General features: G+C 67.1%; 18 protein-coding genes. 9 read left to right on the plus strand and 9 right to left on the minus strand.

Features of this window, described 5'->3' with window-relative positions:
* Window positions 1-7 precede the first annotated feature (7 nt).
* The 3 genes from RSD66_RS05060 to RSD66_RS05070 are packed head-to-tail and all read right to left on the minus strand — an operon-like array spanning window position 8 to window position 3,493.
* A complete protein-coding gene (locus RSD66_RS05060) occupies window positions 8-1,018 on the minus strand; it encodes an adenosine deaminase (RefSeq protein WP_415289237.1) in 1,011 nt (336 codons plus the stop codon).
* Window positions 1,019-1,057: 39 nt separating this feature from the next.
* The gene (gene argS / locus RSD66_RS05065; protein WP_415289238.1) at window positions 1,058-2,857 is read right to left on the minus strand and encodes an arginine--tRNA ligase; all 1,800 of its coding nucleotides are present in this window, start codon (window positions 2,855-2,857) and stop codon (window positions 1,058-1,060) included.
* A gap of 3 nt (window positions 2,858-2,860) precedes the next feature.
* The gene (locus tag RSD66_RS05070; RefSeq protein WP_415289239.1) at window positions 2,861-3,493 is read right to left on the minus strand and encodes a Tat pathway signal sequence domain protein; all 633 of its coding nucleotides are present in this window, start codon (window positions 3,491-3,493) and stop codon (window positions 2,861-2,863) included.
* Window positions 3,494-3,641: 148 nt separating this feature from the next.
* On the opposite strand from RSD66_RS05070, the gene ispH reads away from it, so the two are divergent.
* Complete coding sequence (ispH, locus tag RSD66_RS05075) at window positions 3,642-4,613, plus strand: 4-hydroxy-3-methylbut-2-enyl diphosphate reductase (protein ID WP_415289240.1); 972 nt, start codon at window positions 3,642-3,644, stop codon at window positions 4,611-4,613.
* Window positions 4,614-4,680: 67 nt separating this feature from the next.
* On the opposite strand, the gene RSD66_RS05080 is transcribed toward ispH, so the two are convergent.
* A complete protein-coding gene (locus RSD66_RS05080; protein WP_024353382.1) occupies window positions 4,681-5,247 on the minus strand; it encodes a DUF3035 domain-containing protein in 567 nt (188 codons plus the stop codon).
* Between the two features lie 69 nt (window positions 5,248-5,316).
* Window positions 5,317-5,859 (minus strand): signal peptidase II, encoded by a 543-nt coding sequence (gene lspA / locus RSD66_RS05085; protein WP_346523885.1) that lies wholly within the window; start codon window positions 5,857-5,859, stop codon window positions 5,317-5,319.
* Window positions 5,860-5,967: 108 nt separating this feature from the next.
* On the opposite strand from lspA, the gene RSD66_RS05090 reads away from it, so the two are divergent.
* From RSD66_RS05090 to RSD66_RS05105, 4 genes are all read left to right on the plus strand, one after another.
* On the plus strand, window positions 5,968-6,837 hold the full coding sequence (locus RSD66_RS05090; RefSeq protein ID WP_415289241.1) for a TIGR01459 family HAD-type hydrolase: 870 nt from the start codon (window positions 5,968-5,970) through the stop codon (window positions 6,835-6,837).
* A gap of 38 nt (window positions 6,838-6,875) precedes the next feature.
* Window positions 6,876-7,337, plus strand: coding sequence for a MaoC family dehydratase (locus RSD66_RS05095; RefSeq protein ID WP_029673216.1), 462 nt, complete (start codon window positions 6,876-6,878; stop codon window positions 7,335-7,337).
* A 12-nt stretch (window positions 7,338-7,349) separates the two neighbouring features.
* Complete coding sequence (locus tag RSD66_RS05100) at window positions 7,350-8,279, plus strand: bifunctional riboflavin kinase/FAD synthetase (protein ID WP_415289242.1); 930 nt, start codon at window positions 7,350-7,352, stop codon at window positions 8,277-8,279.
* A 167-nt stretch (window positions 8,280-8,446) separates the two neighbouring features.
* Window positions 8,447-8,848: a hypothetical protein gene (locus RSD66_RS05105; RefSeq protein WP_415289243.1), complete on the plus strand. Its 402-nt coding sequence runs from the start codon at window positions 8,447-8,449 to the stop codon at window positions 8,846-8,848.
* 4 nt (window positions 8,849-8,852) lie between these two features.
* Here RSD66_RS05105 and RSD66_RS05110 read toward each other — a convergent pair whose 3' ends face one another.
* Complete coding sequence (locus RSD66_RS05110) at window positions 8,853-9,419, minus strand: DUF3828 domain-containing protein (RefSeq protein ID WP_415289244.1); 567 nt, start codon at window positions 9,417-9,419, stop codon at window positions 8,853-8,855.
* 287 nt (window positions 9,420-9,706) lie between these two features.
* Between RSD66_RS05110 and ileS the strand changes: the two genes are divergently transcribed.
* Complete coding sequence (gene ileS / locus RSD66_RS05115) at window positions 9,707-12,628, plus strand: isoleucine--tRNA ligase (protein WP_415289245.1); 2,922 nt, start codon at window positions 9,707-9,709, stop codon at window positions 12,626-12,628.
* 73 nt (window positions 12,629-12,701) lie between these two features.
* Here ileS and RSD66_RS05120 read toward each other — a convergent pair whose 3' ends face one another.
* Entirely contained in the window at window positions 12,702-13,970 is a 1,269-nt protein-coding gene (locus tag RSD66_RS05120; RefSeq protein ID WP_415289246.1) for an EAL domain-containing protein, read from the minus strand.
* 109 nt (window positions 13,971-14,079) lie between these two features.
* Here RSD66_RS05120 and RSD66_RS05125 point away from each other — a divergent pair, with 109 nt between their 5' ends.
* On the plus strand, window positions 14,080-14,850 hold the full coding sequence (locus RSD66_RS05125) for an SDR family NAD(P)-dependent oxidoreductase (protein ID WP_119412983.1): 771 nt from the start codon (window positions 14,080-14,082) through the stop codon (window positions 14,848-14,850).
* Between the two features lie 160 nt (window positions 14,851-15,010).
* Window positions 15,011-15,853, plus strand: a complete 843-nt coding sequence (locus RSD66_RS05130; RefSeq protein WP_415289247.1) for a lysophospholipid acyltransferase family protein — start codon at window positions 15,011-15,013, stop codon at window positions 15,851-15,853.
* Here RSD66_RS05130 and RSD66_RS05135 read toward each other — a convergent pair.
* Together RSD66_RS05135 and RSD66_RS05140 are read right to left on the minus strand one after the other, a co-directional pair.
* The gene (locus RSD66_RS05135; protein ID WP_346523876.1) at window positions 15,850-16,347 is read right to left on the minus strand and encodes a response regulator; all 498 of its coding nucleotides are present in this window, start codon (window positions 16,345-16,347) and stop codon (window positions 15,850-15,852) included. The two genes, RSD66_RS05130 and RSD66_RS05135, sit on opposite strands and share 4 nt — an antisense overlap.
* A 68-nt stretch (window positions 16,348-16,415) precedes the next feature.
* Entirely contained in the window at window positions 16,416-16,625 is a 210-nt protein-coding gene (locus tag RSD66_RS05140; protein WP_119412981.1) for a DUF2093 domain-containing protein, read from the minus strand.
* Window positions 16,626-16,712: 87 nt separating this feature from the next.
* Here RSD66_RS05140 and RSD66_RS05145 point away from each other — a divergent pair, with 87 nt between their 5' ends.
* Window positions 16,713-17,888, plus strand: a complete 1,176-nt coding sequence (locus RSD66_RS05145; protein ID WP_415289248.1) for a P1 family peptidase — start codon at window positions 16,713-16,715, stop codon at window positions 17,886-17,888.
* The last annotated feature ends 45 nt before the right edge of the window (window positions 17,889-17,933 follow it).

A 17,933-nucleotide genomic window follows, 5' to 3' on the forward strand; every position in this document is an offset into this window, starting at 1 on the left:
GGGCGACTCAGTTCGCTGCCGCGTAGGCCTCGACCTCGGCGATCCGCGCAGCCTTGTCGGCGTCGCTGAGGAAGCTGCCCTCGAAACTGTTCTTGGCCAGTTGCGCGACCTGTTTGCGTGTCAGGCCGACCGCCTTGGCTAGTTCGATATAGTTGGCGTTCACATAGCCGCCGAAATAGGAGGGGTCGTCCGAGTTCAGGGTGACGTGCAGGCCCCGGCGCAGCATCTCGGGGACCGGGTGATCCTTCAGATCCTTGACCACGCACAGCTTCAGGTTCGACAGGGGGCAGACCGTCAGCGTCATCTGTTCGGCGGCCAGACGGGCGATCAGGGCCTCGTCCTCCATCGAGCGGTTGCCGTGGTCCATGCGGTCGATGTGCAGCAGGTCCAGGGCCTCGCGGACGTATTCAGGCGGGCCTTCCTCGCCCGCATGGGCGCACAGCTTCAGGCCCAGTTCGCGGGCGGCGGCGAAGACGCGCTGGAACTTCGACGGCGGGTGGCCGACCTCGGAGGAATCCAGTCCAACGCCGATGAAGTGGTGCAGCCAGGGCTTGGCCATTTCCAGCGTGGCGAAGGCCTCGTCTTCGCTGAGGTGGCGCAGGAAACTGAGGATCAGGCCGCTGGTCACGCCCAGTTCGCTCTGCGCCCGGTCCATGCCCGCGATCAGGCCCTCGACCACGACGGCGAAGGGCACGCCCCGGTCGGTGTGGGTCTGGGGATCGAAGAAAATCTCGGCGTGGCGGACATTGTCGGCGGCGGCGCGCTGGAAATAGGCGAAGGCCAGATCCTCGAAGTCCTGACGGGTCAGCAGCACGGCCGCGCCAGCATAATAGATGTCGAGGAAGTCCTGCAGGTTCGAGAAGTCATAGGCCGCGCGCACGGCCTCGACGCTGTCATAGGGGATGGCGACGCCGTTGCGCTGCGCCAGTTCGAACATCAGTTCCGGCTCGAGCGAACCTTCGATGTGCAGGTGCAGTTCGGCCTTGGGCAGGCCGGCGATGAAGGCGTCGAGGGACATGAGGGGAGGCTCCTTGGCGGTCGCCTCCCCCTTATCACATTACATCCGCTCGGGCGTCTCGATGCCCAGCAGGCCCAGCGCCGTCTCCAGCTGGTGCAGGGTCGCGGCGGCCAGGGCCAGGCGAGAGCCCTTGGTCGCTTCGTCCGGCGCCACCAGGATCGGGCAGGCGGCGTAGAATTTCGAGAAGCTCTGGGCCAGCCGATAGGCGTGTTCGGCGATCAGATTGGGCGAGCGCTTGTCATAGGCGTCCGCCGTGGCCGCGTCGAAGGCGTCCAGCGTCAGGGCCAGATCGCGTTCGGCGGCTTCCTCGATGACGATGGGGGCGAAGGCCACGCCCTGTTCCGCCGCCTTGCGCAGCAGGGATTTCACCCGCACGGCCTGATATAGCAGATAGGGGCCGGTCTTGCCCTCGAAGCTCATGAAGCGGTCGAGGTCGAAGACGTAGCTGGTCGTGCGGTTGTTCGACAGGTCCGAGAACTTCAGCGCGGCCACCGCCACCTTGTGGGCGATATCCTCGAACTCTTCGGCGGGCAGGTCGTCGCCCAACCTGGCCTCGTGCAGACGCTCGCGCGCCTTGTCGGTCGCCTGATCAATCAGGTCGCGCAGCTTCAGGACGCCGCCCGCGCGGGTCTTGAACGGCTTGCCGTCGGCGCCGTTCATGGTGCCGAAGCCGAGGTGCTCCAGCGACTTCTCAGGCGCGTATCCGGCCAGATAGGCGGCGCGGAAGACCTGTTCGAAATGCTCGGCCTGACGCTCGTCCACGACGTAGAGAATCAGGTCCGGGCCGATCGATTTCTTGCGGTCGAGGATCGTGGCCAGGTCGGTGGTGCCGTACATGGCCGAACCTTCCGAGCTGATGACCAGCAGGGGCGGGGGCGACGGGGCCTCGATCACCGAGCCGTCGGCCAGCTTCTTCTTGCGGGTCTCGCCGTCGCGGGCGACGTGAACCACCTGGGCGCCGTCGTCCTCGACCAACAGACCCTTGGCCTTCAGGTCGGCGATCATCTCGTCCATCAGGGGATCGGCGTCGCTCTCGCCGTTCCACAGGTCGAAGTCGACCGACAGGTCGTCATATTCGCGCTTCAGCGCCTCGCGGCTGACGGCGACGAAGTGCTGCCACAGGGCGCGATAGCCGGGGCGGCCGCCCTGCAGTTCGGCGGTCGCCTTGCGGGCACGGTCGCGGAAGGCGGGGTCTTCCTTTGCCTTGCCCGCCGCCAGCGGATACAGGCGGTCGAGATCGGCCAGCGTCACCGGCGTCTCGGCCGGGAAGGGGCCGTCGCCCTCGGCCATGAAGGCGTCCGCGAGCCCTTCGTCGCCGCAGGCGGTGATCAGCAGGCCCATCTGGAAGCCCCAGTCGCCGAAGTGGGCGTCGCCGACTACTTCGTCGCCGCGCAGGCGAAACAGCCGCTTCAAGCTCTCGCCGATGATGGCGCTTCGCAAATGGCCGACGTGCATGGGCTTGGCCACGTTCGGGCCGCCGTAGTCGATGACGACCTTACGCGGTTCGACGCGCGAGGCGCCGGCCAGTTCTTCGTCCGCCGCGACCTCGGCTGCGCGCTGCGCCAGGGCCGCATTCGACAGCGTCATGTTGATGAAGCCGGGCCCGGCGACCTCGACCGACGATAGGCGCGGATCGGCGGCCAGACGCTCGGCCACCCTGGCGGCCAGTTCGCGCGGATTGGCTTTCAGCGCCTTGGCGGCGGCCAGGGCGCCGTTCGACTGGAAGTCGGCCAGATCGGGACGGTCGGAGGCGGTGACGCGGGCCAGGGCCTTGTCCACGCCTTCGGCGGCGAAGGCGGACCCGACCGCTTCGCTGAGAGAAGTCTTGAGGTCGGTCATGTCTTAGTCGGTCTGTTGGCCCGCAGTCGGGCGGAAACGGCTGCCGGATCGGTTGAACTCGGCGTTTTCGGGCGTGATCTCAAAGCCGATCAGGACCTCGAAGTGGCCGCCGCTGGTGGTGGCCCCGGCGCGCGGGATGACGATGGTCTGGCTGGCCTCTGCCTGGGTGCGGTCGGCGCCGCCGAAGGTCACCGGCAGGTCGAAATATTCCTTGGCCAGAACGGCGGAGTTCCGCTCGGTCACGGCGATCCAGTAGCGATAGGTGCGCGAGTCGCCCTGCGCCTGCGGACCCTTGCCCAGGCTGAACAGCAGATTCATGTCCAGACGGATCGGATCGTTTTCGCGATAGGTGCAGTCGGAATTGACGCCTTCGATCTCGCCGGTGAAGCCGACCCCGCTGGCCGAAGGACGCTCATAGTCCGCCAGTTCGACGTAGCGGGCCGCGTCGTAGAGAATCTTCACATAGGGGCAGGGACCGGCGTTGGCGCGGCGGCTGAGCGGAGCGAAACGCGTCGGACGCGACGGCGCCTTTTCAGCCTTCTGCCCCTGCTGGCGCCCGCTCTGGGCCTCGGCGGCGTGGGGGATCAGCGCGGCCGTAAGAGAAAGGGCGGCGAGGGCGGTCAGGACGCGACGCATCAGGAGCTTTCCGGCAGTCGATGAAGGCGGGCCGATCAGACGCCCGAACGGGCCACGCTGGGTGGTGATAGCGGCTAAAGCGAGGCGCGGCAAACGGCGCGCGGACTTCCGGTGGCGATCCGGCGCGCAAAGTCCTAAGTTCGCGGGCATGAACGCGCCTGTACCGCCCTCACAGTTTCAACGACGCCCCCTGATCGTTCGCATGGCGACGCCGCGCGGCTTCTGCGCCGGGGTGGACCGGGCGATCCAGATCGTGGAGCGCGCCATCGAGAAATACGGCGCCCCCGTCTATGTGCGCCACGAGATCGTCCACAACCGCCATGTCGTCGATCGGCTGAAAGGGCTGGGCGCCGTCTTCGTCAAGGAACTGGATGAGTGCCCGGACGACCGGCCGGTCGTTTTCTCGGCGCACGGCGTGCCCAAGTCGGTGCCCGCCACAGCCCGCTCGCGCGAGATGCTGTTTCTGGACGCGACCTGCCCGCTGGTGTCCAAGGTCCACGTCGAGGCCGAGCGCAATTTCGCTGCAGGCCGCCACGTCATCCTGATCGGCCACGCGGGCCACCCCGAGGTCGTCGGCACGATGGGCCAACTTCCCGCCGGGGCGATCAGTCTGGTGGAGACGGTCGAGGATGCGGAAAACTTCCAGCGTCCCGGCGATCAGCCGCTGGCCTACGCCACCCAGACGACGCTGTCCGTTGACGACACCGCCGAGATTCTGGCGGCGCTGAAGCGGCGCTTCCCCGAACTGCCCGACCCGCACAAGGAAGACATCTGCTACGCCACCACCAACCGTCAGGAGGCGGTCAAGCGGCTGGGCGACGGTTGCGGCCTGGTGCTGGTGGTGGGGTCCAAGAATTCCTCCAACTCGGCGCGGCTTGTGGATGTGGCGCTGAAGGCGGGCGCAGGCGACGCGCGTCTGGTCGATGACGCGGGCGATCTGGACTGGAGCTGGTTCGACGGGGTCGAGACGATCGGCCTGACCGCCGGGGCCTCGGCGCCCGAGCCGCTGGTGCAGGGGGTGATCGACGCCCTGCGGACCCGCTTCGACGTCACCGTGACCGAGGACGACGGCGCCCGCGAGACCGTGACCTTCAAACTGCCGCGCGCCCTGACGACCTGATCGAAACAGAAAAAGGCGCGTCCGTCGAACGAACGCGCCTTTAATCTCTCGGACGGCTTGTGGCCGCTTACAGGCCCGGCAGCTTGAAGCGGGTGTCGCGACGCGGGGCGATGGTGATGCCCTCGCGGCCGCCGGTCAGGGCTTCCAGACGGGCGTGTTCGCTGGAGGCGTCGATGGTCTTGGCGCCCTCCGGCGTCTGGGTCACCGTCGCAGCCTGGCTGGACGGGTCGTTCTTGCGCCAGAACATCAGGCGGTTGGCCCAGCTTTCTTCCTTATGCGCAAGGTTGCCGAACTCGTCATCGACGACATAGCGGGCCAAGGGGTCGGCGCGGTCGGCGCCGGCCTCGGCGGCCAGGACCTGTTCGCCCGGCGTGCGGGTCACGGCCTGACGCTGACCCAGCAGGATCTGACGTGCGGCGCTTTCAGGGGCCAGTTCCTGCGGACGCGGGGCGCCCGGCGTCGGCGGGGTCAGGCCGTATTCGGGCGGCACCACCAGGGGGGCGCTGGCCACGGTGACGAATTCGTCCGGCACGACCTTGGACAGGCCGATGCTCTGCTTCATCGATCCGCAGGCGCTCAGGCTGAGGGCCGCGCCAGCGGCCAGGGTCGCGATCAGGACGGGACGGATACGCATGGGTCGTTCGGCTCCGGGAGGCGCGCCCGTCGGGGCGCTGGCTCGGGTCGATAAGTTAAGAGGGTGTGATTACGACTTTTCGTGGGCCGCGCCAACAGTCGTGCGACGCTCGGACAGGAAGCTGTCCAGGATCAGCAGCATAACCCCGATGGTGATGCCGCTGTCGGCTATGTTGAAGATCCACGGAAACAGGCCGGTGCCCGAAAAGTCGAGGAAGTCGACCACGCCGCCGAAGCGGATGCGGTCGATGACGTTGCCGACGGCGCCGCCCATGACCAGGCCGATGGCCGCGACCAGCAGGCGGCGATTCGCCCGTGTCGCCCACCAGGCCAGCAGGCCCGCCACCACGACCGAAAAGATGCTCAGGATCCAGCGCCCCGCGCCGCCGCCGAACAGGCCGAAGCTGACGCCCGTGTTCAGCACATAGGTCAGGTTGAAGACCGGCGGCGCGACCTCGGCGATGCGATAGCCGTCGGGGATGTGGGAGATATGGGCGGCGTCGATGGCCCCCAGCACCCAGGCCTTGGTCAACTGGTCCAGGATGATGACGGCCAGGGCGATGCCGTAGGCGCCCAGCGCGAGACGGGAAATCGCGAGACGGGAAATCTTCATGTCCAGCCGGTTAGCAGGAAGACGTGCGGCGGCGAAGAGGGAAAGCGCAGACGGCCCGATCGTCGGCCACGGCCTTTCCCCCCGGTTTTCACTCGCTATAAGCGGGGCATGACCCAGCCTCATCCGTTGCCCCGCCTGTCCGCCGTCGCCGATGACTACGATATCCTGCTCTGCGACGTCTGGGGCGTGATCCACAATGGGCGCGAGAGCTGGGACGCCGCCTGCGAGGCCCTGACCAAGTTCAATGAGAAGGGCGGCCATGTCGTCCTGATCTCGAACTCGCCGCGCCCGTCTTCGGACGTGGTAGCGCAGTTGGATGGACTGGGCGTGCCGCGCAGCGCCTGGAAGGCCTTTGTCACCTCGGGCGACGCCACCCGGATGGAGCTGGCGCGCCGTGCGCCCGGCCCGGCCTGGATCATCGGCCCGGATCGCGACTTCGCCCTGTATCAAGGTCTGGATCTGACCAGCGCCCACGGCGCCGAGGACGCCGCCTTCATCTCCGTCACCGGCCCCTATGACGACACGACCGAAACGCCCGAGGACTATCGCGAGCGTCTGATCCCGGCGGCTGAACGCGGACTGGAGCTGATCTGCGCCAACCCCGATCGCGTGGTCCAGCGCGGGGATACGATCATCTATTGCGGCGGCGCCATCGCCGATCTGTATGAGTCGATGGGCGGGCGGGTGATCATGGCTGGCAAGCCGTTCGCGCCCATCTACGCCCTGGCGCTGAAGGAGGCGGAAGGCCTGCTGGGCCGCGCCGTCGACCGTTCGCGTGTGCTGTGCATCGGCGACGGCGTGGTGACCGATGTCCTGGGCGCCGCCGAGCAGGCGCTGGACTGCCTGTTCATCGCACAGGGCATTCACGGCGATGCGGCCAAGGCGGCCGACGGTTCCCTGGATCCGGCGCGCGCCGCCGAACTGCTTCGCGCCGAGACGACCTTCGCTCGCTACGCCGCGCTGGAACTGACCTGGTAAGTCTCGCCATTTCGTCGCACCTGCCTTAAAGGCCGCACATGGTTGATCTGGTCCAAGCGCACCCGTCGGGCGGCTATATCCTCGACGAACTCCACGTCGGCATGGCCGCAGAGAAGACGGTTCACGTCACCGAAGAGCGGATTCGTCTGTTCGCCGAGGCGTCCGACGACTTCAATCCGGTGCATCTGGATGAAGCCTTCGCCGCCAAGACGGCCTATCGCGGCCGCATCGCCCACGGCCTGCTGTCGGCGGCCTTCGGCTCGGCGGTGGTGGGCACCATCCTGCCGGGCGCGGGGTCGATCTACATCTCCCAGACCCTGTCGTTCCATTTCCCGGTACGGATCGGCGATATGGTGCGCATTCAGATCACGGTCATCGAGCTGGACCATGAAGGCGCCCGCGCCCAGCTGAAATGCGAGGGCTTTGTCGAGGACAAGCTGATCATGGACGGCGTCGCCGTCGTGCGCGTGCCGCGTCGCCGCAAGCCTTCGGCGCGCTGAAGGCCGCCTGAAGTGGTCGAAGTCATTCGCGACTGGCGCGGTCTGACCGCAGCGCAGCAGGGGGCGGCCGTCGCCGTCGGCGCCTTCGACGGCGTGCATCGCGGCCATCAGGCGGTTATCGCCTCGGCGCGCGAGGCGGCGGACCGGCTGGGCGTCCCCCTGGCCGTGGTCAGCTTCGATCCCCATCCGCGCCGCCTGTTCCAGCCCGAGGCCGCGCCCTTCCGCCTGATGACGCCGGACCAGATGGCGCGCGCCCTGGCGCCGCTGGGCGTCGACCGCCTGTATCTGCTGCCGTTCGATCGCGAGATGGCCGGCATGTCGGACGAGGAATTCGCCCGACGCGTCCTGTCCGAAGGCCTCGGGATCGTCCACGCCGCCGTCGGCTTCGACTTCACCTTCGGCAAGGGCCGCTCCGGCTCGCCCGCCTTGCTTCAAGCCTATGGCGAGACGCTGGGATTCACCGTCTCCGTCACCGACCGCATCGACGACGCCTCAGGGCTCAAGCTGTCGTCCAGCGCCGTGCGCGAGGCGTTGAAGGCCGGGGACATGGCCCGCGCCGCCGCCATCCTGGGCCGCCCCTTCGCCATTCAGGGCGAGGTGATCCACGGAGACAAGCGCGGCCGCACCATCGGCGTGCCGACGGCCAATGTGGCGATGGGCGAATACATGCGCCCGGCCTATGGGGTCTATGCGACCCGCACCCGCCTGCCGGACGGGCGAGTCATCAACGGCGTCGCCAATCTGGGCGTGCGCCCGATGTTCGAGATCGAACAGCCTTTGCTGGAAGTCTGGCTGTTGGACTTCAATGAGAGCCTCTACGGCCAGGTGCTGGAGACCGAACTGGTCGCCTTCCTGCGCGGCGAGATGAAGTTCGACGGTCTGGACGCGCTCAAGGTTCAGATTGAGGCGGATGCAGAGGCGGCGAGGGCCGTTCTGGGCTGACGTCTCTCTGGCGGGCGGTTGCGCGCGCCTCCTTCTGTTCCCAGCTGGTGGAACGACGTTAGCGGGAGGGGCGGATGAAAGAGAATGGCTCGCGGGGCTGGCTGGCTGTCGCCAGCTTTTGCGCGATTTGGACGATCTGGGCTGTCTTCAGTGGTGCAGGCGTCGCCATGCCCGCCTTGATCGGTGCGGGCGCCTTGCTGTGCGACATCAATCCAGGCGCCCGACGCTGGGTAATGGACAAGCTGTCGTGGGCGTTTTCGGGCTCGTCGCTGCGGCTCGTTCTGGTGATGATCGGCGTGATGATGTTGTGGCAAACGGTCGGCCTGGAGCTGGCTTTTTTCGCTGCCGGGGACGTGCTGGCCTATCTTGAAGTGCTGACGGCGGTCAGCCTGATGGCCGCCCAGACGCGACTGGCGCCGGTCAAGGCGGCGACGGCGCGTCGTTTTTCGGAGTTGATGCGCCGTGTGATGCGGCTGAGGCTCCCTCGCAGAACACGTCGTATCCGGCCGAAGACGCCGCCGTCCTCCAGCGACGCCGACCGACCGGCGGGCGTCTGGGTCTTCGCCTGACGCCTCAGCCCGGCGCCTTTTCCGCGATGGCCATCAGATCGTCATGCAGCGACTTGCCCTTGTCGTCGATGACATCGGCGATGCGCCACATCGGGCCTTCCTTCAGCAGTTTAAGCGTCTGGCGGTGGTCCTGGCCGTGGTTGGCGAAAACGACTTCGGCGGTCGCGGCCTGAGGGCTTTCGGGCGTCATGTTCACCGACTTCAGGGCGAAGGCCTCGGCGTCCTGGCAGGCGCAGATGGGGTCGTAGTTGAGGCGAGGCGCGCTATTTTTGCGCTTGGCTTCGCGGTCGTCGACGCCGATCAGGGCGTTCATGGTGCGCGAATAGAGCGGGTCTCGGCCGGGGGTGATTGTCGCCTCGGCCGGGTCGGGCGTGTCCTTCGGTTCGCTAACGCGGGCATAGAGGGCGCGCACGAAGGCTTCGGCGTCCCTTTCGCCCGCCGCATAGACGGCGGCGCGGCCGGTCAGGACAGGCGCGGCCGACTCTCCAGCCGCAGGGGCGCTCTTCTGTTCCGAGCAGGCGGCCGCCGTCAGGGCCAGCACCGCCGCCGTCGCCAAGGCTTGAACACGCATCTTATCCGTCTCCCCATCTGTGCGTCTGGACTATGGCGCAGGGGGCGCGGGGTCTGCTAGAGCCTTCCCATCATGACCGTTCGCGTGATCCGTCCGATTTCGATTAGCCGCCCGGCGTAGCGCTGCAGGGCTGACAGCCCCGCGCACGTCGGGATTTCTCGAAACATTCCGCCGAGACGACGCCGCCGTGAAGCATCAGGGCATGGGCCGTTCGGCGGCTTCACGCTAGACTGACGCCTGACGCCGCTTCCGAAGCGGCCGCGCGCGCAAAGACGAAAAGACATTTCATGGCTGACGCCGACACCCAGACCCCTTCCGGCCGCGACTATCGCGACACCGTCTTCCTGCCCGAGACGCCGTTCCCGATGCGCGGCGGCCTGCCCAAGAAGGAGCCGGAAATCCTGGCCCAGTGGGGCGATCTGTACGGCCATCTGCGCAGCCTCCGTCAATCGCAGAACGCGCCCCTCTATGTGCTGCACGACGGTCCGCCTTACGCCAACGGCGACATCCATATCGGCCACGCGCTGAACAAGACGCTGAAGGACTTCGTGGTCCGCTCGCGCTTCCTGCTGGGCTATGACGTCGACTACGTGCCGGGCTGGGACTGCCACGGCCTGCCGATCGAGTGGAAGATCGAGGAGCAGTTCCGCGCCAAGGGCCGCCGCAAGGATGAGGTCTCCAAGGAGGAGTTCCGCACCGCCTGCCGCGAATACGCCGGCAAATACATCGACCTGCAGCGCGACCAGTTCCTGCGTCTGGGCGTCACCGGCGACTTCGCCAACCGCTACGCCACCATGGACTTCGCCTCCGAGGCGGCCATCGTTTCGGAGTTCCACAAGTTCAAGAACTCGGGCCAGCTGTATCGCGGATCCAAGCCGGTGATGTGGTCGCCGGTCGAGCGCACCGCATTGGCCGACGCCGAGGTCGAGTATCACGACCACGTCTCGCCCACGATCTGGGTCAAGTTCCCGGTGGTCGGTGCGACCGACAGCCACCCGGACGACCTGTTGGCCTTCCGCACGGCCACGCCGTCGATCGTGATCTGGACCACGACGCCGTGGACCATCCCGGCCAACCGGGCGATCAGCTACGGCCCCGAAATCAACTACGGCCTGTATGAGGTCACGGCCCTTGAGGAAGGGCTGGACTATGAGCCCTGGGCCAAGCCGGGCGACCGCTTCATCCTCGCCGACAAACTGGCCGAAGAGGTGTTCAAGGCCGCCAAGATCGCCGCCTGGACGCGCATCTATGACATCGACCCGTCGGGTCTGGAGTGCGCCCACCCGTTGGCGGCGCTGGACAGCGGCTATGGCTTCTCCGTGCCGCTGCTGGCGGGCGACCACGTCACCGACGACGCCGGGACCGGCTTCGTCCACACGGCGCCGGGCCATGGCGCGGACGACTTCGCCGTCTGGCTGGCCCACGGTCATCGCGAGGTGCCGGACACGGTCGATCCCGACGGCGCCTATTATGAGCACGTTCCCCTGTTCGCCGGCCTTAAGGTGCTGGAGACCGAGGGCAAGAAGACGGGCAAGTTCGGTCCCGCCAACGGCGCGGTGATGGAAAAGCTGATCGAGGCCGGCAATTTGCTGGCGCGCGGCCGGATGGAGCATTCCTATCCGCATTCGTGGCGCTCCAAGGCGCCCATCATCTTCCGCAACACCCCGCAGTGGTTCATCCGCATGGATGAGGAGCTGGAAGACGGCGCGACCCTGCGTGATCGCGCCCTGAACGCCATCGACGCCACCGCCTTCCACCCGGCGGCGGGCAAGAACCGCATCCGTTCGATGGTCGAGGGCCGCCCCGACTGGCTGATCAGCCGTCAGCGCGCCTGGGGCACGCCGTTGGCCATGTTCGTGGACAAGCAGACCGGCCAGCCCCTGCACGACCCCGAGGTCGACGCCCGCATCGTCAAGGCCGTGGCCGAGGGCGGCGCCGACGTCTGGTTCTCGGCGCCCGACGCCGACTTCCTGGGCGCGCATGATCCGGAGCGGTTTGAGAAGGTTACGGACATCCTCGACGTCTGGTTCGACAGCGGCTCGACCCATGCCTTCACGCTGGACCCGCGTACGGCCGAGAGCGGCTATAGGGACGACCGCCCTTCGCACTGGCCGGCCGACCTCTATCTGGAAGGGTCGGACCAGCACCGCGGCTGGTTCCAGTCGTCGCTGCTGGAAGGCTGCGGCACGCGCGGCCGCGCGCCGTTCAAGGCTGTCCTGACCCACGGCTTCACCCTGGATGAGAACGGGGAGAAGATGTCGAAGTCGCGGGGCAATACGACCGACCCCCTGACCATCATCAAGGAATCCGGCGCCGACATCCTGCGTCTGTGGGTGGCCCTGGTCGACTATTCGGACGACCAGCGCATCGGTAAGCAGATCCTGCAGACCACAGTCGACGCCTATCGCAAGCTGAGGAACACCGTCCGCTATCTGCTGGGCGCGCTGAACGGCTTCGACGAGGCCGAGCGCCTGACGGACTATTCGCAGTTCCCGCCGTTGGAGAAGTTCATCCTGCATCGCCTGTGGGAGCTGGACGCTCAGGTGCGTCAGGCCTACGCCGAATACCGTTTCCAGGACGTGGTGCGGCCGGTGCTGGAGTTCTGTTCGGGCGACCTGTCGGCGCTGTATTTCGACGTGCGCAAGGACAGCCTCTATTGCGACCGTCCCGACAGCATCAAGCGCCGCGCCGTGCGCACGGTGATGGACGAGGTGTTCAGCCGCCTGACCGCCTGGCTGGCGCCGCTGACGCCCTTCACGATGGACGAGGCGTGGACCACGCGCTTCCCCGACGCCGGCACCAACTGCGCGCGGGTGATCCCCGAAACGCCGGGCCAGTGGCGCAACACGGCCGAGGCCGAGCGCTGGACCAACGTCGAGACGGTTCTGGAGGTCGTCAACGAAGCGCTGGAAGCCGCACGACGCGACAAGGTCATCGGGGGCGCTCTAGACGCCTGGCCGGTGGTGACGGCCCCGGCTGAACTGCTGGCGCCGTTCGAGGGGCTGGACGCCGCCGAGGTGTTCCGCACCTCGGGCGCCGAACTCGTGGCGGGCGGCGACGCCGTCACGGTCGAGGTGAAGACGGCGGACTATCCCAAGTGCGCTCGCTCCTGGCGCCGTGTGCCGGACGTCGGCTCCGACGCCGACTACCCCGACCTGTCGGCCCGCGACGCTGACGCGGTCCGCTGGCTGGACGCGCAAAACGCTTAAAGGATCAGGCCCCTTCGTTTCGGCGGAGGGGCCTTTTTCTTCCTTCTCCCCCTGTGGGAGAAGGGGCCGGGGCTTAGAGGCGCACCCGCTGCTCAGCCGATTTCAGCGTCGAGAGGACAAACTCCGCAGGCGGGTCGGTCTCGGCCAGCACGGCTTCCTTGATGGCGCGCGGCTCGCCGAACAGGTGGCCCTGGCCCATGGCGATATCCAGTTCGAGGATGTCGACGACCTGTTTCTCGCTCTCGACCTTTTCGGCGATCAGTTCGAGGCCGTGGCGACGGGTCAAGGGGGCGAAGTCCCCGGCGCGGATGTCGGGCTGGCTGGGCAGTGGGGCGGCGCCGTCCAGGTCCAGCAGTTGTTCGATCAGCAGGTCGGCCGCCACCTTGATGAAGCGCACGTCCGAGCGTTGCAGGTCGGCGAAGTCCAGGTCCAGCGTCTGCACCTTGTCGATGGAGAAGCGGAAGCCCAGATCGGCCAGCTTGGCCATGTTGCGCGCTTCGACGGCGCCGCGCGCGTCGAACGTCGCCTGACCCAGTTCGAAGATCAGGGCGTCCTTCAGGTCGCGGTTCTGGCTCAGGAAGTCGAGGAACTGTGGGAAGAAGGTCTCGTCGCCCAGCGAGGCGAGCGAGATGTTGCAGAAGACGCCGACCTTGCGGTCCTGACTGGCCAGACGGCGCACGATCTGGGCGCAGCGGAACAGCAGCAGGTTGTCGATGGCTGGCAGCAGGCCCTCGCCCTCGGCCACCGACAGGTATTCGGCGGGCATCATCACCCGGTTCGAGGGGTCGCGCAGGCGGGTGAAGCTTTCATAGAAGACCGTCCGCCGCTGGGGCAGGGTCACGACGGGCTGCAGATACAGGTCGACGCGGTTCTCGCTCAGGGCGTCGTGGACGGTCTTCAGCAGGGTGTTCGACTGGACCTGACGGCGGCCTTCGAAGGTGTCGGCGGTCAAGGTGGAGGCGGCCAGCCGTTCCTCGATGGATTCGCTCATCTGCTGGACCAGACCTTCCAGCATCCGCACCTCGCCCGTCAGGGCGTCGGTGCGCGACAGGGCGCCGGTCTCGATGGCCTGGGCCAGTTCGGTCAGGGCGCCTTGCGTCGACTCCATCGCGTCGGCCAGCAGGCGGTGGGCCTCGCGCACCTTGCCGATTTCCAGACGCAGGGCGCGGCGGTCGGCCATGCCGGTGACGATGGCGTGGGCGCCGGCCATGATCCCCAGCGCGCCCAGCACTCCGGCTGCGCCTGCGCCTGCTCCAAGACCGGCGCGCCAGATCATCGCCCCGATGGTCAGGGCGAGGAACAGGTAGCCGAAGAACAGGAAGCCGCCGGTGATCTTTCGCATGGGGCCGGTCAGAACCGCCTTTCCCTATAGAATCGATCAAGTATCACGTTAACGAAGGCTAACGGCTAGGGTCCGCGCGGATAAACGGGCGGTAAAAGGAGGTTAACGCATGGAATTGTTCGATCTGAGCGGCAAGGTCGCCATCATCACCGGCTCTTCCAAGGGCATCGGCAAGGCCATCGCCGAGCGTCTGGCCGAGCACGGCGCCCGCGTCGTCATCTCCTCGCGCAAGGCCGGGCCGTGCGAAGAGGTCGCCGTCGCCATCAATGACAAGCATGGCGAGGGCCGCGCCATCGCCATTCCCGCCAACATCGCCTCCAAGGAAGACCTGCAGCGGCTGGTGGACGACACGCGCGCCGCCTTTGGCCGGATCGACATCCTGGTCTGCAATGCGGCGACCAATCCCTACGCCGGGCCGATGGCGGGCATCGCAGACGAACAGTTCGAGAAGATCCTTCAGAACAACGTCATCTCCAACCACTGGCTGATCCAGATGGTCGCGCCCGAGATGCTGGAGCGGAAGGACGGGGCGATCCTGATCATCTCCTCCATCGGCGGCCTGCGCGGCAACGGCCTGATCGGCGCCTACAACATCTCCAAGGCCGCCGATATGCAGCTGGCGCGCAATCTGGCGGTCGAATACGGGCCGTCGAACGTGCGGGTGAACTGTATCGCGCCGGGCCTGGTTCAGACCGATTTCGCCCGCTACCTGTGGGAGAATCCGGAGCTGCTGAAGACCGTCACCGATCCCGCGCCGCTGAAAAGGATCGGCCAGCCGGATGAAATCGCCGGCACGGCGGTCTATCTGTGCAGTCCTGCGTCGGCCTATGTGACCGGCCAGACCCTTGTGGTGGACGGCGGACTGACGATTGCCTGGTGATCAAACGCGCTCAAGCAGCCCAAAGGGCGGTAGCGCACATAGAGACGATCAAACGCGCTCAAGTAGCCCGAAGGGCGGTAGCGCACATAAAGAGGTCCCGTTTCTTCAGGACCTGAACTGGCGGCTGGAGGCGGCGGCGTTTCAGGGGCTGTTCGGCTTTTTGCGCCTGCTGGGCGTCGAGCGGGCCTCGGGCTTCGGCGGCAAGCTGCTGCGGACGCTGGGGCCGCTGACTGGCACGCACAAGACGGTGACGCGCAATCTGAGGATCGCCTTTCCCGACATGGACGAAGGCGAGCGCAGCCGTCTGGCCGTGGATCAGTGGGAGCAGACGGGCCGCACCTTCGCCGAACTGGCGGTCATGGACAGGCTGACGCCGGAAAGCGGCCGCATCGAGCTCGTGGGCATGGAGCGGCTGCATGCCATCCGCGACAGCGGAAAACCGGTGGTGCTGATCTCGGGCCATCTGGCCAATTTCGAGGTCATGGCGGCGGTCATCATGGCGGCGGGCGTGCCGTGTCAGGTGACCTATCGCGCGGCCAACAACCCCTATGTCGACGCCCTGATCCGCCAGAGCCGCGAGCGCTATGGCATCAAGCTGTTCGCGCCCAAGGGCGACGGCACGCGCGAGCTGATGGCGGGGATGAAGCGCGGCGAATCCATCGCCCTGCTGGTCGATCAGAAATACAGCCAGGGGCCGGAGGTCGAGTTCTTCGGCCAGCCGGTCAACGCCTCGCCGGGCGCGGCGCGCATGGCGCTGAAGTTCGGCACGGTGATGCAGCCCCTGTCGGTGGTGCGCCTGCCCGGCGTGCGTTTCCGCGTCACGGCCCATGAGCCGATCGCCGTGCCGGATACGGGCGACAAGGCCGCCGATGTGAAGGCGGGCGTTCAGGCGGCCAACCGTTTCGTCGAGGATCGGGTGCGTGAGCATCCGGTCGACTGGTTCTGGGTGCACAAACGCTGGCCGCCTCAGGTCTACGAGGCGCTGCGGGCCTCGGAAACCTAATCCACCATGCCGTCGTCGGCGCGACGGAACGGACCGGCGTAGCTCTCGGTTCGCGTGCGGCGACGGTCCGGGCCGAAATAGCTGGCCGAACGCACGAAGGGGCGGGGACGCAGGATCACCGCCTCGATCCGCGTCAGCAGGGTCTGGGCCTTGACCGGCTTGGCGACGAATTCGGTGACGCCCGCGTCGCGCGCCTCGGTTACGCGGCTTTTCTCGGAATGGCCCGTCATCATGATGACGGGCAGATAGGGATTGGCGCTGTCAGCCTCGTTGCGGACAGCGCGGGTGAAAGCCACCCCGTCGATCGGCTTCATGCGGAAGTCGACGATGGCGATGTCGACGGCTTCCTGACGCAGCAACTCCAGCGCCGCCGCCCCGTCCTCCGCCTCGGTCAGGCGGCCGACGCCGACGGATTTCAGCATGGCCGCGACGATGGCGCGCATATTGGGATTGTCGTCGACCAGCAGGACGTGGATCGAACTCAGGGCGGACATTGGAACACCGGCGAACGGAGGTGCCGGGGATCATCCGGCGGACAGGGAGGGCGAAGAAAAGTCGCTGCTCAACCCGGCGGCTGGGCGGCGAGATATTCGCGCGGCCCGGCATAGGCCTCCTGTCGCTCTACCGACCAGTAGCGCAGGGCCGTCAGGGGAATGGCGACGCCGCTGACGGCGCAACGCACAAAGGCGCCGGCGGACAGAACAGCGAACTCGCCGTCGCCATAGTGCAGGCTGGCCGTCTGGCCCGAGTCTTGAGGAATCTGCGTGCTCATGGGGCCATCATAGCGCGGACCGGGTGCGGCACGAGAGCCGAATCGCGGTCATCTGGCCGTGCGCCTCCGTTATCTGCCGGATATTTCATGTCTCGATCGCCCGCCGCCGTTCTCGCCGTCGCCGTTTCGGCCGCCGTTCTGGCCGCCGCCTCCGGCGTGAACGCTCAGGCTGGGGCGGAGGCGCGCCCGACGATCCGCGACCTCGGACGGGCGCCGGGCATACTGTCGCCGGGGCCGTTGAACGCCATCACTGATGTGGCGGGCGTAAAAGTGGGGCAGGTGACGCTGCATTCGGGGGACAGCATCCGCACTGGCGTCACCGCCATCGTGCCGCACGGCGGCTCCCTGTTCCGCGACAAGGTTCCGGCCGGGCTGTCGGTCGCCAACGGCTTCGGCAAGCTGGCGGGCGCGACCCAGATCATGGAACTGGGCGAGATCGAGACGCCCATCATCTTGACCAACACCCTGTCCGTGGCGCGAGGGATTGACGGCGTTCTGGACTGGACGCTGAAACAGCCGGGGCATGAGGACGTCCGCTCGGTCAACGCCGTGGTGGGCGAGACGAACGACGGCGGGCTGAACGATATCCGCGCGCGCGTCGTCACGGTCGCCGACGTGGTGCGGGCCATCGAGACGGCGACGACAGGCCCGGTCGAGCAGGGCGCGGTCGGCGCCGGGACGGGCACCATTGCTTTCGGTTTCAAGGGCGGGATCGGCACCAGTTCGCGTAAGCTGCCCGATAGTCTGGGCGGCTTCACCGTGGGTGTGCTGGTCCAGTCGAACTACGGCGGGGTCTTGAGCATCGACGGGGCGCCGGTCGGGGTGCGGCTGGGCCGTTACTACCTGCGCGAAGAGGTGGAGAATGAGCGCGCCGACGGCTCCATCATGATCGTGGTGGCGACCGATGCGCCGCTGTCGGACCGCAATCTGGAGCGGCTGGCGAACCGCGCCTTCGCCGGTCTGGCGAGGACGGGGGCGGCCTTCTCGAACGGGTCAGGAGACTATGCAATCGCGTTTTCGACGGCGGATGGCGTGCGACGGACATCGGAACGCCGGTCGGGGCAGGCGATGGTCGCGGACTGGCCCAACGACCGGATGTCGCCCCTGTTCGTCGCGGTCGCCGAGGCGACGGAGGAGGCCATCCTCAACTCCCTGCTGAAGGCGCAGACGACGACCTCGGTCATTGATGGCAAGACGGTGACGGTTGAGGCGTTGGACATTGAGGCGGTGAAGGCGGTGCTGGGCGAGGACGGCAGCCGTTAGAGCGCCGCCCCCTAAACCCGCTCATCCCGGCGGACGCCGGGATGA

This window comes from Brevundimonas sp. S1H14 (assembly GCF_047716865.1).
GTDB lineage: Bacteria > Pseudomonadota > Alphaproteobacteria > Caulobacterales > Caulobacteraceae > Brevundimonas > Brevundimonas naejangsanensis.

Coding starts and splice junctions, on each gene's coding strand:
- RSD66_RS05060 (WP_415289237.1), bottom strand. CDS start 1,018: ATGTCCCTCGACGCCTTCATCGCCGGCCTGCCCAAGGCCGAACTGCAC.
- argS (WP_415289238.1), bottom strand. CDS start 2,857: ATGACCGACCTCAAGACTTCTCTCAGCGAAGCGGTCGGGTCCGCCTTC.
- RSD66_RS05070 (WP_415289239.1), bottom strand. CDS start 3,493: ATGCGTCGCGTCCTGACCGCCCTCGCCGCCCTTTCTCTTACGGCCGCG.
- ispH (WP_415289240.1), top strand. CDS start 3,642: ATGAACGCGCCTGTACCGCCCTCACAGTTTCAACGACGCCCCCTGATC.
- RSD66_RS05080 (WP_024353382.1), bottom strand. CDS start 5,247: ATGCGTATCCGTCCCGTCCTGATCGCGACCCTGGCCGCTGGCGCGGCC.
- lspA (WP_346523885.1), bottom strand. CDS start 5,859: ATGAAGATTTCCCGTCTCGCGATTTCCCGTCTCGCGCTGGGCGCCTAC.
- RSD66_RS05090 (WP_415289241.1), top strand. CDS start 5,968: ATGACCCAGCCTCATCCGTTGCCCCGCCTGTCCGCCGTCGCCGATGAC.
- RSD66_RS05095 (WP_029673216.1), top strand. CDS start 6,876: ATGGTTGATCTGGTCCAAGCGCACCCGTCGGGCGGCTATATCCTCGAC.
- RSD66_RS05105 (WP_415289243.1), top strand. CDS start 8,447: ATGCCCGCCTTGATCGGTGCGGGCGCCTTGCTGTGCGACATCAATCCA.
- RSD66_RS05110 (WP_415289244.1), bottom strand. CDS start 9,419: ATGCGTGTTCAAGCCTTGGCGACGGCGGCGGTGCTGGCCCTGACGGCG.
- ileS (WP_415289245.1), top strand. CDS start 9,707: ATGGCTGACGCCGACACCCAGACCCCTTCCGGCCGCGACTATCGCGAC.
- RSD66_RS05120 (WP_415289246.1), bottom strand. CDS start 13,970: ATGCGAAAGATCACCGGCGGCTTCCTGTTCTTCGGCTACCTGTTCCTC.
- RSD66_RS05125 (WP_119412983.1), top strand. CDS start 14,080: ATGGAATTGTTCGATCTGAGCGGCAAGGTCGCCATCATCACCGGCTCT.
- RSD66_RS05135 (WP_346523876.1), bottom strand. CDS start 16,347: ATGTCCGCCCTGAGTTCGATCCACGTCCTGCTGGTCGACGACAATCCC.
- RSD66_RS05140 (WP_119412981.1), bottom strand. CDS start 16,625: ATGAGCACGCAGATTCCTCAAGACTCGGGCCAGACGGCCAGCCTGCAC.
- RSD66_RS05145 (WP_415289248.1), top strand. CDS start 16,713: ATGTCTCGATCGCCCGCCGCCGTTCTCGCCGTCGCCGTTTCGGCCGCC.